Consider the following 14288-nt stretch of genomic DNA (forward strand, 5'->3'; position numbering starts at 1 on the left):
GCTACTGCGCCGGCACGCTGCCCACAATCGTCGCGCCCGCGCACGAATGTGGGTGCGACGCCTCGCGCGAAGGTCAGCGGGGCCGGCAAGGCGACGCTGCGGCCTTCGCACGGATGCGAGACACAATCGCAAAAATGCGAGCGCCGATCTCGCGGGCTCGCGAGTCGGGCGGCGACGGCTCGCCGTCTACGGATCGCGGCCAGCGAGCTCCCAGGCCCACAGGAGCTCGTCCTCCTCGTCGCCCTCGTCGACCTTGCCGTTGAGCAGGCACCAGGGATCGCCGAGGTCGGAGAAGTCGACGCTGCTGTCGAGGGTGTACCCGACGCGAGCGTCCTCGTCGGGCACCTTGCCGGCGCGCTCCCAGTCCCGGCGGAGCACGAACGTGAATCGGCCGTGCTGGAACGCGAAGATCCGCGCAGCGACGGGGTGGATCATCAGGTGGTGGTACGAGAGGTCGAACTTCGCGTCCTCGGGGACGCGGCGGCCCCATTCCCAGAAGAACGCGCCGGCGCCCTCGTCGTAGCCGTATCCGTTCGTCCCGGGCTTGAGCGGGTCGGAGGGCTGCGCCTCCAGCCAGGCGAGGACGGCGGCGTTGTCGGGGTGGGCGAAAACGCGGTCACGCAGGGCTTCGAGGTCCATCGGCCTCATGTTATCGCAAACCCATCTTCGCCCGCCATCGGCCTGACACGGACGTGCGTGTTCGAGCGCTAGAACGCCAGACCGAGCTGGGACTGGAGACGCACGTCCGGCGTCGCTCTGCCGTCGTGGGACTGGAATCGGGCGCTCACGACCGTCTGCCATTTGAAGGCGTGGCCGCGAAAGAACACGTTGAGGCCGCCGGCCACGTCGTGTTGGTGGTTGCCCTCGCCGCCGGGCAGCACGAACGAGTAGCGGACGACGGGCTCGAACCGCTTGGCGATGACGTAGCCCAGCTGGGTGTAATGTCCGAGCGCGCTGAAGTGCTGGTCCGTCCAGCGCGGACCGGCCTGGCGGGAGCCAGCGTACAGCGCCGACGACAGCGACAACCCGCGCGCCTTGAACATCACGTCGACGAGCCCGCTGACGAACGACTGCCTGTCCCCGGGCTTGCCGAGATCGACGAGTCCGGCCGCCGCGACGCCGAAGCGCGGCGCGCCGCCTTCGAGGTCGCTCTCGCTGTAGGGCATCAGGCCCGCGGTGTTGTACCCGACACGCGCCGCGACCAGCGGGTGGATCCGGTCCGGCACCACATTGGGCCCGGCGCCGTTGAAGACGCCCACCGCGTATTCGAAGCGGCCCGTCGTTCCATTGTGCAGCATCACGCCGATGTCCGCGTTGTCCCCGAACACGCCCGGCCCGGCCGGCGTCGGCCGGTCGATCATCGCGAGTTCACTGGCGAGCGTCATGAACGGCCGCGAGAACGGCCGCTTGAATTGCCCCACGCGCAGCGAGAGCCAGTCGGGGACGAACGTGTAGTCGACGTTGAGGAACATGAGCCTGGGGCTCTTGCCGCTGAATTCCGCGACGAGCGTGTAGCGCAGGTGTCGGCTGAACATGCTCCCGACGAGGCCGACGCGAGCTCGGTTGACGAACAGGGCGCTCCTGTCGGGCGACCCGTCGCTCCGGTCGTGCGCCAGCTGGAGCTGCAGGAGTCCGAGCAATCGGAGGCTGTTCACCCCGTCGGCGCTGCGTAGCACGAAGCCCTTCGCCTCGGGCCCGGTCGCGGGGGCCGCGGGTCCTCGAGCAGTAGCGATGCGGGGAAACAGGAGGAGCGCCAATGTCCACGCGATCACTCGCGTGAGGGCTGGGTTGCGCATGATGTCACCGATTCCGGGGTTGAATGGAGGCGCCCGAGCTCGTCACGGGGCCACCGGCGAGAGTCGACGCGCCGCGAGTGCACGACCTCCCGCCACGACGGCGAGCGCCGCCACGATCAGCGCCGCCGCCACGACGAACGTGCTCCGCATGCCGGCCGCGACCGCCGCGGGGTCTGCCGCCGTGATCTCGTCCGTACCCGAGGCGAACGCGAATACGGCGCCCATGACCGCGGCACCCGTGATGAGTCCGAGGTTGCGCGACAGGTTGAGCGTTCCGGACACGACACCCCGCTGTTGCGGGTCGACACCGGCCATGACGGCCGTGTTGTTGGCCACCTGGAACAGCGCGTAGCCGGCGGTGAGGACGACGGTGGGCGCGACGTAGCCGGGAACGCCGAGGGTCTCCGGCGTCATGGCGAGCAGGCACGCACCGGTAGCGATGCCGACGAGCCCGATGATGCTCATGCGCCCCGTGCCGATGCGGTCCACGATCCGCCCCGCCGGTACACCGAGCAGCGCGGCCACGATCGGCCCCAGCGACAGGACACCGCCGACGAGACCGGCGTCGAGTCCGAGCGAGCGCGACAGGTAGAACGGGCCGACGACCAGCGTCGCCATCAGCACCGTCGAGACGAGCAGGTTGGCGAGGAGGCTCGCGCTCAGCGTCGGATCGCCGAACAGGGCCAACCGGATCAGCGGGGCGGCCGCTCGCGTCTCGGCGAACAGGAACAGGCCCGCGCCGATCACCGAGGCGATCACGAGCGAGAGGTTGAACAGGCCGAGGTGACCGCGCCCGAGCGTCATGGCGAGCGCGTAGGCGGCGAGCGTCGCGGCGAGCAGCAGCGTGCCGACGACGTCGAACCCGGCCCCGTGCGCCTCCGGCGTCGGGCGATCCGCGGGCAGGCAGCGCCGCGCGAGCAGCACCGCGGCGAGGGCGAGCGGGACGTTGACGAGGAAGATGGCGCGCCAGCCGAACTGGTCGATCAGGACCCCGCCCAGCGACGGGCCGAGCGCCGTCCCGATCGCGGACGCCGTGCCGAGCAGCCCCATCGCGCGACCCGTCCGCGCCTTCGGGACGACGTCGCCCACGAACGCGATCGAGAGCGCCATCATGACGGCCGCGCCGAGGCCCTGCACCGCGCGGGCGACGATCACCAGCCAGAGCGCCGGGGCGAGGCCGGCCGCCATCGAGGCCGCCGTGAACAGGGACAGCCCGGCCAGCAGCAAGCGGCGCCGGCCGATCCGATCGCCGAGTCGCCCGACGCTGACGATCGAGGACGTGACCGTCAGGAGGTAGGCGAGGACGATCCATGAAGCCGCCTGGAACGCGGCCTCGAACACCTGCGTCAGCGTCGGCAGCGCGACGTTGGCGATGCTGGTGCCGAGCGAGGACAGCAGCATCGAAAGCGCCAGCGCAGCGAGGGCCCCTCGCGCGGATCGCGGCGATGATGCGCTCGCATCGCGCGCCTCGTCCTCGGTGTGAAGCGGGCGATTCAGGGGGCCATCGGTCGTTCTGGTCGGCACGAGGAGGAGCGTGCGCCCCGGCCAGACATGGCGGAAGGCGCACTGATTGCACTTCATCAGTGCATTTGACGCCATGTCTCGGTGACGCTACGGTGGGGCGGTGTCGAGACCCGATCTCAACCTGCTCGTCGCCCTGGAGGTGCTGCTGGCGGAGGAGAGCGTCGCGGTCGCGGCGCGGCGGCTGCAGCTGAGCCCCTCCGCGATGAGCAGGACTCTGGCGCGGCTACGGGAGGCGACCGGCGACCCGTTGCTCGTCAGGGCGGGACGCGGCCTCGTCCCGACCCCTCGCGCGCTCGAGCTCCGCGCGCGGGTCGGCCAGCTCGTCCAGGACGCCGGGGCGGTGCTCCGTCCCGTCGAGGCGCTCGACCTCGCGGTCCTCGCTCGAACGTTCACGCTGCGATCCAGCGAAGGGTTCGCCGAGACCTTCGGCCCGGGCCTGATCGCCCGGGTCGGCGCAGAGGCTCCGCGGGTGCGGCTGCGCTTCGTGCAGAAGCTGAACAAGGACAGCGGACCCCTGCGCGAGGGCGCCGTCGATCTCGAGACCGGTATCGTCAGCCAGGAGATGGGGCCCGAGGTGCGGTCGCAGGCGCTGTTCCGGGACCGCTTCATCGGAGTCGTGCGCGCCGGCCACCCGCTGAGCAAGGGTCGGGTCACCCTGTCCCGCTACACCAGCGGCCGGCACATCAGCATCTCGCGGCGGGGGCTCGAACAGGGACCGATCGCCGAGGCCATGGCGCCGCTCGGGCTGCAGCGGGACATCGTGACGGTCGTCGGCGGCTTCTCCACGGCGCTGGCGCTGGCGCGCTCCTCGGACCTGATCGCCAGCGTCCCGGAGCGCCACACCGGCGGCCTGCGAGACGGCATGCACAGCTTTCGCCTGCCGTTCGCCGCGCCCGAGATCACGGTCTCACTGCTCTGGCATCCGCGACTCGACGCCGATCCGGCTCATCGCTGGCTCAGACGCTGCGTTCGGGACGCGTGCGCGGACCTGCTCGGCGGTTCGCCGCGAAGCGAGAGCCGCGATTCGAAATGAGAGCGCTCGAGCGAGGTCGGTGTCTTCGCCAGGTCGAGCTTCCCACGCGCCTGCATGCTGCTCGAGGTCGACACGACGCGCGCGCCGGGCCTCTTTCCCACGAGGTCGAGCCGCACTGTCGTGAGCGGGAAGTACTCGAGATGGTTGAGCGCGAACGTCAGCTCGATCCCGTCGGGGCCCATCGTCGGCCGCTTGAAGGTGGCATCGGCGGTCGTGCAGCTCATCGAAGCTGTACGATGATGACGCTGGTGGTCAGGCTGGTGAGCACGAAATACGGGGCGTTCAGCAGGCCGTAGAACAGCGGGTGCGGGAAGTTGGGGTTGAGCGCGATCTGGAAGGTCATCGCGGCGAGGTAACCCACGCCGACGACCATGCCGAAGCCCAGCGCTTCGCCGAGCGAGGTGATGTCGAGGGCCTCGAGCAGCACGGCTGTCGTGACCGTCGTGAACAATGTGCACACTGCGGGTCCGAGGTTTCGCACCATCGACGGAGCGGGCGCGGGCTTGCCCACCCGGCCGAGCGCGACGTCGTACGCGCGCGCGATGGCGATGCCGTAGTAGAGGCCGCCGAGTCCGGCGGCGACGATGAAGGCGATCGCTACGGCGATCCAGTTGAGGTCGGTGAAGGCGACGAACATGTGGAGCTTTCTGGTGTGGGTGGTGGGCCGGCGTTGCTCGCTTGCCCGTGGCCGCGGACGGTAACAAAGGTCGCGGTCAGTTTCTGTCCGCTATTTCCGGCACACTGCGAAACATGACGACCTCGCGGACGCTGCTGCTGCTGTCCCTGCTCCAGGCGCGCCGGGAGTGGTCGGGGCACGTGTTGGCCGAGCGGCTCGCGGTCAGCGAGCGCACGGTCCGCCGCGACGTCGATCGATTGCGTCAGCTCGGGTATCACATCCACGCGACAATGGTCCGGACGGCGGCTACCGATTGGAGGCGGGCTCGGAGCTGCCGCCCCTGATGTTCGATGAGGAGCAGATCGTCGCGCTGGCGCTCGCCCTGCGGACGGTGAGCCTCGCGGACACGAAGCTCGACACGGCGGCCGAGCGGGCGCTGTCGACGGTGCGACAGCTGATGCCTGCGCGGCTGCGTCGGCGCATGGATTCGGTGGAGGTCGTCCGCGCCCCCGCCGGCGCGCCGACGAACGGGCGGCTCGACGCCGCCACGTTCCTCGCCGTGGGCGCTGCGATCCGCGAGCTCGAGATGCTCCGCTTCGATTACGGCGCCGGAGCGACCCGGGTCGTCGAGCCGCATGGTCTCGTCGCGCACGCGGGCCGGTGGTACCTGCTGGCGTGGAGCCCTGCGGCGGCGGATTGGCACACCTACAGGGTCGATCGCATGACGCTGCGCGACCGCCCTGGCACGCATTTCCATCGCCGCGCCGTCCCCGGGGGCGACGTGGCGAGCTTCGTCGCGGGGATGTTCAAGGGGTCGCGCTCGGGCGATCGCTGGCCGTGTCGAGGAGCGCGGTGTTGTCGGCCGAGCCGGAGGCCGTGGCGCCGTTCGTCGAGGACGGGAGCGTGGAGGCGATCGGTGCGGGCCGCCGCCGGGCGATCGTGGCGATCGCCCGCGCGCACGCGGTGACGATCGTCGAGGACGACATCCACCGCGGGACCGGGTCGAACTGTGATGCTCCACCACGCTGCGAACTGTACCTGTCGGCTTCGCCCGCGAGATGCGATGTCTGCAGGCACCATGTGGACGAACGCAGCCCGCGCACGTGTCGGAGCAGCACGAGCGGCTGGCCGCGATCGCGCCGGCGGGCACTCCGAGGAGGCCGCCGGGATCGCCCGTGCCCACGTCCTCGACACCTGCATCACCGCCCGACGCGACAAGGAAGAGCACACATGACACGCCTGCACACGTATCCGACGGTCGTGGCCTGGACCGGCAACAAGGGCACCGGCACCAGCGGCTACCGCGACTACGGCCGCGACCACGAGCTGTCGGCCGACGGCCCGCCGACCATCCCGGGCAGCTCCGACCCCGCCTTCCGCGGCGACCCGGCGCGCTGGAACCCAGAGCAGTTGCTGGTCGGCTCGCTGTCGCAGTGCCACATGTTGTGGTATCTGCACCTGTGCTCGACTGCGGGTGTCGTGGTCACCGCGTACGTCGACCACGCCGTCGGCACCATGGCCGTGACCGCGGATGGCGGCCACTTCACCGAGGTCGTCCTGCGCCCGGAGGCTACCGTGGCCGCGCCGGAGATGGTCGAGACGGCCACCCGCCTGCACGCCGACGCCCACAAGGCGTGTTTCATCGCCTCCTCGGTCAACTTCCCGGTACGCCACGAGCCGGTCGTGCGCGTTCAGGACGTCGCGACCTCGTAGTCGAGCCGGCACTCCTCGAAGACCAGCTGCAAGGTCAGCGACGCTCATGACGAGCGACGGCGGGCGCGAGAAGCGGGTCGCCGCGCCTCAGTACGTCCCGACGACCCGAAGCCGTGCAGGATCGTCTCGAGCAGCCACGTCGCGGTGAGGTCCAGGCACGACCAGCAGAAACGACAGCTCCTCGCGGCGCTTGAGGTCGATGAATACCCGGCCCCGCCACCATCGGCGCGGTGCAAAGACACGCGACGGTCCGCACCGTTGCCGTTCGGCGCTACGATGGCGCACCATACGCTCGATGTCGCGACCCCTCGCCGGTGCTTCTCCCGTCAGCCTCCACACCCCGGGCAAGGGCGACGAGTCGGAGTTCCTCGAGGCCATGGCCGCCAGCGGCGGGCTCCATCGGCCGTGGGTGTCTCCACCCGCCTCGCAGGCCGCGTTCGCTGCGTACCTCGACCGTCTCCGCGAGCCTGTGCACACCGGCTTCTTCCTCCGGGTTGAGGGGCGTCTGGTCGGCGTCGTCAACATCAACAACATCGTCAAGGGCGCGTTCTGTTCGGGCTACCTCGGGTACTACGCGTTCAGCGGGGGCGAGGGGCGCGGCCACATGGCCGACGGCCTGCGCCTCGTCATCGACCGCGCCTTCGGCGAGCTCGGCCTGCACCGCGTCGAGGCGAACATTCAGCCCGGAAACCTGCGCTCGATCGCCCTCGTCCGTCGACTCGACTTCAGGAACGAGGGTTTCTCGCCCCGTTACCTGCTTGTCGCCGGCGAGTGGCGAGATCACGAGCGCTGGGCGCTCACCGTGGAAGACCGGGTCGAAGGTATGCGTCCGGACTGCCGGTGACCATGGATCCGATCCGCGAAAACGTTGGCGTCGGTTACGTTCGGGACGAGGTACATCGGGAGATTTCAACGCCTTCGCATGGGGAGGCCGATCCGCGCTGCATGCCGAGCTTCTCGAGCACGCGCTGTGAGTGGACGTTCCCGAGATCGGTGGACGCCCAGATCCGTGTAAGGCCGTAGGTCTCGATCGACCATCGCAACATCGCCTGCGTGGCTTCGGTGGCGAACCCGCGCCCCCACCAGGCCCGCCCGATTGCATAGCCCAGCATCGCTGTGCGCGCGGGTGGATCCACTTCGTGATTGACTGTTCCGATGAGCTTGCCCGCGAATTCGATCCCGAAGGTTGGCGAGGTGGCCCACGAGTCGGACATGTTCAGCGCCACGAACGCTTCGGCGTGGTGCCTCTCGAACGGCTGGGGTATGTGCGGGAGATAGCGAGAAAACTAGCGATCGTTGCGGTACGCGAGGGCGTCGTCGACGTCGCCGGCTCGAAACGGTCGAAGCAGCAGTCGCTCAGTGTAGAGGTCGGTCTGCGAGATCATGCCCTTACGGTGCGCAGTATACTCCCACGCGATCCGCAATGCTGGATGGTGCGGTCGGGTCGGTGTCCGCTCCGAAGCGGTGTTAACATGGCCTCTCGGCCCACTGAAACCGCCTGATTCCACTCAGTGCCGTATGGGCCACTGACGGGCCTCGGTAACGCTGTTCCGTTCGAGTATTGGTGATGTGGTGTACAGAGCTCGCTAGACCCCGCTACGGGCCCGAACACGAGGGGTTGTCTCGAAATCTGCCCCAGTCGCGACAAAATCGGGACAAATTCTGAGACAACCCGGAGATCGCGCCGGCGCGCATTCGGGGCGCTGAGCCAACCCAGACACTCCTGCAGCGCCAGCCTCGAGGCCGCCAGCCGATGGGCCATCGAGACAACGAACGCGTCGCGTTCGCGCCCGCGCCCGCACGAGCGCCCGCCATCACTCCCTTCGCCGCTCCGCAGTTCTCCAGGGGTGAGCGGGCCTGTGGTAGCTATCAAACCATGAGCGACCCAACGATCGACGAGACCGAGAAGAAGACCCCCGCGCCGAGCGAGACGGAGGCAGAGAAGACCGAGAACGCTCCGCCGGACACCGATGTGAAGGTGCAGCCGAGGGCTGGTGGGCACCAAGTCGGCCTTTGCCTCGAAGTGGAGCCGTAAGACGCCGCTCTCTCGCTGGGACGAGCCCGCGTCGCGGGGGCGACCGTTCCTGCGCCGGCTCGACGCCGTGGCTCCTCCCACCTTGGAGAGTTTCGGAGCAGCGCTACTCGTTCTCCGCCGGTGAGGTGCAGCCGGCGGGCCTGTCGAGCCATCCCCGACCTCGCGCCGCGTACCCGGGTAGGACCGCCGCACCCGCTCGAATCCGCTGCGATCGTCATCGCGCGAGCTCGGACAATCCACTTCGTGCCGCGACGAGCTCCGCCATCGCCTTGCGCAGCCGCTCCCCCACAATCTGCTTCTCGGCCCGCTGCGTGACGACGAGTTCGGCCATGGCCGCGGTCAACTCACCCTCAGCGACCGTCATCCTCTCCACGGCGGCGGCGAGCCGGTGCCTGCGTCGAGTCTTGCCGAACATGTCCCGACCTTCGCAGGCCGTCAGTAGCGGCCTACGCGACGCCTTGCAAACTCCGCCGCAAGCACGGCCTGACCCAGCTGGACTTCTCGCAGGCGCCGAGAGCTTCGCCGGCATTCCGGCGGAGGTTTACTGGCGCGAAACGAGGCCCAGGCCCGCATGAGCGCGCGGATGTAGAATTCCACATGTTCGTTCGGTTCGATGCTTCGCCTGGGCAGCCGTCGTAAGGCCGCGAGCCATGCGAGCGTGGGAGGATACGATGGGAAGTCAAACCAATGAAGCCCCCGCAGCGCTCTTCGCCAGCGGCGAACTGCATGAAATCAGCTCTCTATTCACAGAACGCCCGGAAATCGCGCATCCTCACGACGCGAATTATCCGGTCCATTTCGAAGGCCGGCGCCGCGGGCCGCGAAGGCCGCCCGGTCTTCCTGCGGCGCCGCGATGTTCTTGACCATGACCTCGCTCTCGCCCGATCGCGCCGATGCCGCTGCGGGGGCCTCGAGGCGGCCGGGTCGGCGCGCGCCGAACAGGCGTGCCTCGAGGCTCCGGGTCGGCGTGGAGGATGGTTCGTGCTGCCGCGAGCGCTGCGTCGGGGCCGAGGACGACGAGAACGTCGCCGGGCTCGAGCGGTTGTCGCAGCGACGGTTCCTACCTTGCCAGCCTCCTGACAGGGTGTTTAGCAATAATGTGAATTGCGCGATGCAAGTTGCTCAGGCCAATAGTTCATACTCGGAGGCTTCCGTGGGCGCTTCCAAGGGGTCGTGGGAGCCGCGCGAGGCCCATGGAGCGCCCATTTGCGCCTGCTCGGCGCTCAGGGCACACGTGTGCCCTGGGTTCACGCCACAATCGCTCCTGGTACGAGCGCATGGACGTCCTGCACATCCGCGCCGAGGCGACCGAGTACCTCAATACCGCCGGACTCATCGACAACTTCTTGCGCCCACGCCTCGTCGGCAAGCGCACCGAGCTCCACGAGCTCCTGATCTTCTTCGCCATCCTCGGCGGGCTGCACCTCTTCGGCTTCCTCGGCATCGTGCTCGGGCCGGTCGTGCTCGGGGTCGGCTTGTCCCTGTTCGAGGCATTCCGCCATCCCGAGGTCATCCTGCCCACACCGACGATGCCTCCGCTCAGGTCGCCGCTGGTGAGGCCGTAGCAGCCGCGCCTCACGCCCCGGTCGGCTCGCCCGCCGGTGCCTTCGCCCTCGGGCGCCGCGCCGATGCGCGAAGTGTTCTGAGATGTAATTCGGTGAGGAGAGATCGTGGGTACTGCAGAGGCCGGTGAGCTTCGCCCAGCCCGTCGCGGCCCCCATGGGCCACGGACGGCGAGGCCGGTGCCGCTCCTGGCACTCTTCCTGGCTCTACGAGAAAAGCCAGCAAGCGTGATGAGTGACGCGGCGCACGATTCAGGCGGCGCCAGGTCACGAGAACAACAGCATTCGAGGCGCAGACGCAGCTCGGAGCGCAAGCCGCTCGCCACCAAGCCAGGAGGTTCCGGCGTCTCGCGCGGCGTCACGCGCAGCGGGGGTCGCGGCAGACCCTGGTCAGCGCAGCAGCCGCCGCCCCGGCCGACGCAGCCCGGCCCCACACGCCAGGATCCGATCCATGTCTGGCGTCTCATGAACGACACGGAAACGAACCCGGATCGGCGAGAACAGGCCCGCAGACTCATCCTGCTCGCCGCGGTGGTCGGCGCGTTCTATCTCTGCTGGTTGATGCTCCTGCCCTTCGTCGACGTGCTCCTTTGGGCAGGTGTCTTGATCCTCACCTTCAATCCTGTGCATCGGCGGATCCTCGCACGCACGAAACGGCCCAACCTCAGCGCGGGGTTGACGACCCTGTTCGTGATCGCCGCGATCGGCGCGCCGATGGGTCTCGTGATGTGGGCGATCGTCCGCGAGATCACGCCGGCAATCGGGCTGTTGCAGACAGGCTTTGGCCAGCTCCTCGATCCCGAGTCCGAGCTCACCGGGCCGGCGATGCGGTGGTTGGGGCGACACGTCGACCTCGAGCAGATCCGTCAGCAGATCAGCGAACAGCTGCGGACGTTCGGCATGCAGCTCGCCAACAGGACGCTCGGCGTCCTCGGCGACGTGCTCGGCCTGTTCGTTCGGGCGTTATTCGTCGTGTTCGTGATGTTCTACCTGTTCCGCGACGGGCGGATGGTGCGCGACGCGTTGGCAGGCGCGATCCCGCTGCAGGACCGTCAGACCCGGGAGATCCTGCGGCGGATAGGCGAGGTCGTCGGCGCCAGCGTCAACGGCGTGCTCGTCATCGCTACCCTTCAGGGCGTCCTCGGCGGCGTGGCGTTCGCGGTGCTCGGCGTGCCCTCGGCCATTATCTGGGGCGTGGCGATGATCTTCCTGTCGCTCATCCCGCTCGCCGGCGCGTTCGTGGTGTGGATCCCGGCCGCCATCTACCTCGTCGTGACCGGCGCGTGGATCAAGGGCATCCTGCTCGCGCTGTGGGGAGTGTTCGTCATCAGCCTGGTCGACAACTTCCTGCGGCCCCGGCTCGTGGGGAAGCGGGCCAAGCTGCACGAACTCTTCATCTTCTTCGCGGTGCTCGGCGGCTTGCAGGTGTTCGGGCTCATCGGCCTGGTGCTCGGACCGGTGGTGTTGGCGATCGCCCTCTCGCTCTTCGAAGCTTTTCGCCACCCCGGAGAGCCCACAATACCGAACTCGGCCGTGGTGGAATGAGCGGCTCCTCGGTCTCGAAGCGGTTACGTCGAATTGATCGACACCTTCCTCGGGAATCGGCGCGAACGCTCGCGCATACTCGTCAAGGGCGGCGTCGGCGTCGAGTCGGGTCCGCTCGAAGTCGCGGTCCGCGGCGCCGGCCACGCCGCTGCAGGAATGACCCGCTGGGGTACCTTTAGCGGGACCATGGCGGCCAGCCTCCCATATTACCTCCAGGCGCTCAGCGTCGTCCTGGGCACGGCCGCGATGACGAGCCTGGTCTCGCAGCATTTCAAGCAACCGCCCATCTTCGGCCATTTGCTCGCAGGAATGCTGTTGGGGCCGCACGTGCCCTGGACGATGATCGCCGGCCCCGGCGGCGCCGCCTTGACGCACGCGATGTCCGAATTCGGCGTCATCCTCCTGATGTTCAGCATCGGCATCGAATTCAACCTGCGAAAGATCGCCCGCATCGGCCCCTCGACCGGGATGACGGCTCTGTTCGTCGTCGGGCTGATGGTGTCGGCCGGCTACCTGCTCGGTCGAGCGTTCGCGTGGACCAGGGTCGAGAGCCTGTTCGTCGGCGCGTGCGTCGCCATCTCCTCGACGATGTTCGTCGCCAAGGCGTTCGAGGATCAGCACCTCCGCGGCGAGTTCACCGCGGTCACGACCGCCATCCTCGTGTTCGAGGACCTGATCGCAATCCTGCTCCTCGCCGTGCTGACGGCGATCGCCTCGGGGAGCGGCCTGTCCGCCGGCGAGTTCGCACTGACTCTCGGCAAGCTGCTCGGTTTTCTCATCGTCGTGCTCACCGCGGGCTTGCTGGTCGTGCCGCGCTTCCTCCGCCGCGTCGTCGGACAGCATCGTGCCGAGTCGACGCTGATCGCCGGGATCGCCATCTGCTTCATCACGACTGCCCTGACGTCGGCCGCGGGTTACTCGGTCGCCCTCGGCGCATTCCTCGCGGGCCTCCTCGTCGCCGAATCGGGGGAGGGCACGAGCGTCGAGCACGTCATTCGACCGCTGCGCGACATCTTCGGCGCGCTGTTCTTCATCTCGGTCGGGATATCGATCGACCCGTCGCAGATCGCCGCGCACTGGCTTCCTGTGCTCGCGTTCACCGCCCTCGTGCTCGTCGGGAAGGTCGCGGGCGTCTCGCTCGGCGCGTTCCTGTTCGGCCAGGGGGTGCAGACTTCCGTACGTGCAGGGATGAGCCTCGCTCAGATTGGCGAGTTCTCGTTCATCATCGCCGGGCTCGGCATCGCGTCCGGGGTCACCGGCGAATTCATCTTCCCGGTGGTCGTGGGCGTCTCCCTGCTCACGTCGGTGATCACGCCGTGGATGGTCCGGCGCTCGCACGGCGCTGCCGCGGGCTTCGAGGCGCGCCTGCCCGCCAAACTGCGCCTCCTGGTGGCGCTCTACGGAGCGTGGATCAAGCGCCTCTGGTCCGCGCCCCCGGCCTCGGCGTCGAGCCGGCTCCGCCGGGGCGCGCTCTCTCGCGGTCGACGCGGTGTCGCTGGTCGCCGTGCTCGCCGCGTCGAGCGAGGTCCGGGACGAGATCGTCGCCGTCCTCTCTCACCGCTTCGCGCTGCCCGCAGCGCTGGTGGGTGGCGTTTGGACCGCAGTGACGCTGCTGTTCGCCGGCCTCTTTTTCGTCGGCGTACTCCGGCGCAGCGCGGCACTCGCCCGCACCCTCGCCGAAGGGACCCTCCCGCCTCACAGGGCCGACACCGCGGAGGTCGAGCAAGCGCCGTGGCCCGTGCTGACCGTCGTGATCGAGCTGGCTCTCCTCATCGTCATCGGCCTGCCGCTGGTGCTCCTCTCGCAGCCCTTCGTCCCAGTCCGTTCGGGCCTGCTCATCCTGGTCTTCGTGCTCGCCCTCCTCGCCCACAAGGCCTGGCAGAGCATCACCATGCTGGAAGCACACGCACGCCGGCGCCGAACTGATCGTCCAGGTGCTGGCGCGCCAGGGACGCGACACGGCGGAGCTCGCCGAGCCGCTCCCACCGGCGCACGATCTGCCCCCCGGGTGTTCCAGCCTGAGACGGATCCGCCTCGAAGCGGGCAGCCTCGCAGCCTGCAATTCGCTCACCGGACTCGACCTGAAGTCGCGCAGCGGCGCCGATGTCGTCGCAATCGAGCGTCATGGGGCCGGCGCGCTCCTCCCGTCGCCGCGAGAGCCGCTCGAGCTCGGCGACATCCTCGTCCTGCTCGGCCCCGAGACCGCGCTCGCGACGGCACAAGACCTGCTTCGAGCGGCCCCGAAGGCCACGGAAGCTGGCGAGGCACCAGGGCCATGATGAGCCTGCCTGGCGCGCCGCCGGCCCGAGAACCTGCCATTCGGACCTGTTCCCGGCGCGCCGCAGATGGGTCGACCATCCTTCGTGTCTTTGTTGCGCCCCTGTCGACGGGGCTGCTCGAGTCGACGAAGACGTGGCGTCTCTTGCACGCCGCAGACTGTTCCGGTCGCTCAGGACCTTTCCGC

Annotated in this window: 16 protein-coding genes and 1 pseudogene; 10 read left to right on the forward strand and 7 right to left on the reverse strand. The window is 68.8% G+C overall.

The window, feature by feature from the left end; all coding sequences use genetic code 11:
- Positions 1 to 186: 186 nt before the first annotated feature.
- The 3 genes from OV079_RS49045 to OV079_RS49055 form a co-directional block, all read right to left on the reverse strand.
- Positions 187 to 639, reverse strand: coding sequence for a hypothetical protein (locus OV079_RS49045; protein WP_267777214.1), 453 nt, complete (start codon positions 637 to 639; stop codon positions 187 to 189).
- A 68-nt stretch (positions 640 to 707) separates the two neighbouring features.
- On the reverse strand, positions 708 to 1535 hold the full coding sequence (locus tag OV079_RS49050; RefSeq protein ID WP_338089023.1) for a hypothetical protein: 828 nt from the start codon (positions 1533 to 1535) through the stop codon (positions 708 to 710).
- 303 nt (positions 1536 to 1838) lie between these two features.
- On the reverse strand, positions 1839 to 3293 hold the full coding sequence (locus OV079_RS49055) for an MFS transporter (RefSeq protein ID WP_420829602.1): 1455 nt from the start codon (positions 3291 to 3293) through the stop codon (positions 1839 to 1841).
- A 127-nt stretch (positions 3294 to 3420) separates the two neighbouring features.
- Between OV079_RS49055 and OV079_RS49065 the strand changes: the two genes are divergently transcribed.
- Entirely contained in the window at positions 3421 to 4353 is a 933-nt protein-coding gene (locus OV079_RS49065) for a LysR family transcriptional regulator (RefSeq protein WP_420829466.1), read from the forward strand.
- Positions 4354 to 4573: 220 nt separating this feature from the next.
- On the opposite strand, the gene OV079_RS49070 is transcribed toward OV079_RS49065, so the two are convergent.
- Positions 4574 to 4990: a DUF1761 domain-containing protein gene (locus tag OV079_RS49070; protein WP_267777219.1), complete on the reverse strand. Its 417-nt coding sequence runs from the start codon at positions 4988 to 4990 to the stop codon at positions 4574 to 4576.
- Positions 4991 to 5103: 113 nt separating this feature from the next.
- Between OV079_RS49070 and OV079_RS49075 the strand changes: the two genes are divergently transcribed.
- The 4 genes from OV079_RS49075 to OV079_RS49090 all read left to right on the forward strand — a co-directional run bounded on the left by OV079_RS49075 (position 5104) and on the right by OV079_RS49090 (position 7526).
- Positions 5104 to 5313: a helix-turn-helix domain-containing protein gene (locus tag OV079_RS49075; protein WP_267777220.1), complete on the forward strand. Its 210-nt coding sequence runs from the start codon at positions 5104 to 5106 to the stop codon at positions 5311 to 5313.
- A complete protein-coding gene (locus tag OV079_RS49080) occupies positions 5313 to 5936 on the forward strand; it encodes a helix-turn-helix transcriptional regulator (protein WP_267777222.1) in 624 nt (207 codons plus the stop codon). Before OV079_RS49075 ends, OV079_RS49080 begins: the two co-directional genes overlap by 1 nt.
- Positions 5937 to 6199: 263 nt before the next feature.
- Positions 6200 to 6682, forward strand: a complete 483-nt coding sequence (locus tag OV079_RS49085; protein ID WP_267777223.1) for an OsmC family protein — start codon at positions 6200 to 6202, stop codon at positions 6680 to 6682.
- A 295-nt stretch (positions 6683 to 6977) separates the two neighbouring features.
- Positions 6978 to 7526 (forward strand): GNAT family N-acetyltransferase, encoded by a 549-nt coding sequence (locus OV079_RS49090; RefSeq protein ID WP_267777224.1) that lies wholly within the window; start codon positions 6978 to 6980, stop codon positions 7524 to 7526.
- 34 nt (positions 7527 to 7560) lie between these two features.
- On the opposite strand, the pseudogene OV079_RS49095 reads toward OV079_RS49090, so the two are convergent.
- Positions 7561 to 7950: pseudogene (locus tag OV079_RS49095) on the reverse strand (GNAT family N-acetyltransferase); the annotation flags it as partial.
- Positions 7951 to 8558: 608 nt separating this feature from the next.
- Between OV079_RS49095 and OV079_RS49100 the strand changes: the two are divergent.
- Entirely contained in the window at positions 8559 to 8717 is a 159-nt protein-coding gene (locus OV079_RS49100; protein WP_267777225.1) for a hypothetical protein, read from the forward strand.
- Between the two features lie 214 nt (positions 8718 to 8931).
- On the opposite strand, the gene OV079_RS49105 is transcribed toward OV079_RS49100, so the two are convergent.
- Together OV079_RS49105 and OV079_RS49110 are read right to left on the reverse strand one after the other, a co-directional pair.
- Positions 8932 to 9132: a hypothetical protein gene (locus tag OV079_RS49105; protein WP_267777226.1), complete on the reverse strand. Its 201-nt coding sequence runs from the start codon at positions 9130 to 9132 to the stop codon at positions 8932 to 8934.
- Positions 9133 to 9461: 329 nt separating this feature from the next.
- The gene (locus tag OV079_RS49110; RefSeq protein WP_267777227.1) at positions 9462 to 9584 is read right to left on the reverse strand and encodes a hypothetical protein; all 123 of its coding nucleotides are present in this window, start codon (positions 9582 to 9584) and stop codon (positions 9462 to 9464) included.
- A 410-nt stretch (positions 9585 to 9994) separates the two neighbouring features.
- Between OV079_RS49110 and OV079_RS49115 the strand changes: the two genes are divergently transcribed.
- The 4 genes from OV079_RS49115 (at position 9995) to OV079_RS49130 (ending at position 14103) form a co-directional block, all read left to right on the forward strand.
- Positions 9995 to 10282 carry an AI-2E family transporter gene (locus OV079_RS49115; RefSeq protein ID WP_267777229.1) on the forward strand — a complete coding sequence of 96 codons (288 nt, stop codon included), beginning with the start codon at positions 9995 to 9997 and terminating at the stop codon, positions 10280 to 10282.
- 462 nt (positions 10283 to 10744) lie between these two features.
- Positions 10745 to 11824, forward strand: a complete 1080-nt coding sequence (locus tag OV079_RS49120; protein ID WP_267777230.1) for an AI-2E family transporter — start codon at positions 10745 to 10747, stop codon at positions 11822 to 11824.
- Between the two features lie 33 nt (positions 11825 to 11857).
- Positions 11858 to 13750 carry a cation:proton antiporter gene (locus tag OV079_RS49125; RefSeq protein WP_267777231.1) on the forward strand — a complete coding sequence of 631 codons (1893 nt, stop codon included), beginning with the start codon at positions 11858 to 11860 and terminating at the stop codon, positions 13748 to 13750.
- 8 nt (positions 13751 to 13758) lie between these two features.
- Positions 13759 to 14103, forward strand: coding sequence for a cation:proton antiporter regulatory subunit (locus tag OV079_RS49130; protein WP_267777233.1), 345 nt, complete (start codon positions 13759 to 13761; stop codon positions 14101 to 14103).
- The last annotated feature ends 185 nt before the right edge of the window (positions 14104 to 14288 follow it).

The sequence above is a fragment of the Nannocystis pusilla genome (assembly GCF_026626665.1).
Taxonomy (GTDB): Bacteria; Myxococcota_A; Polyangia; order Nannocystales; family Nannocystaceae; genus Nannocystis; species Nannocystis pusilla.